This is a genomic window from Pseudomonas sp. 18173, assembly GCF_050432945.1.
In the GTDB taxonomy this organism is placed as follows: domain Bacteria; phylum Pseudomonadota; class Gammaproteobacteria; order Pseudomonadales; family Pseudomonadaceae; genus Aquipseudomonas.
In genome coordinates, this window is record NZ_JBKFTN010000084.1 from 1 (window position 1) to 552 (window position 552).

1 protein-coding gene is annotated in these 552 nt (G+C 69.2%); it reads left to right on the plus strand.

The genetic code is table 11. The features are described from left to right. Nucleotides 1–552: ImcF-related family protein (locus ACLD1X_RS29175; RefSeq protein ID WP_429373740.1), on the plus strand; the 552-nt coding region annotated here is incomplete at both ends.

Below are 552 nucleotides of genomic sequence, written 5' to 3' on the forward strand. Positions count from 1 at the left end.
GGCCCGCGATCTGCAGGTCGAGGGCATTGCCCGTTGGCGTCAGGCGTTGGCGCCGATGTTCCGGATTTTTGCCCGGGGCGTGCCGTTGCGCGGCCTGTGGTTCAGCCTGCCGGTGCCGGCCGGCACGGCAGAGGGTGGGCGTCTGTGGCACGTCACGCCGCCCTGGGACGGCGTGCTCGGCGACCAAACCCTGCACCGTCGCCGCCTGGGCTGGGGCGTCGTGCGCATCGGCTACGCCACGGCGCTGACCCTGATCGCCGTGTGGGGCGTCGGCCTGTTGCTGTCGTTCGCCAGCAACCGCGTGCACATCACCCAGGTGCAGAGCGCCATCACCTCGCTGCACCAGGCGCAAAGCGCCGACCAGCAACTGCTGGCTCTGCACCAGCTGACGCTCGAGCTGGGGCGCCTGAATGACCGCGCCGAACACGGCGCGCCCTGGTACCAGCGGTTTGGCCTGAACAAAAACACCGAGCTGCTTGAGACGCTGTGGCCGCGTTATGTCGAGGCCAATAACCGCCTGCTGCGCGACCCGGTGGCGGCCACTCTGCAACA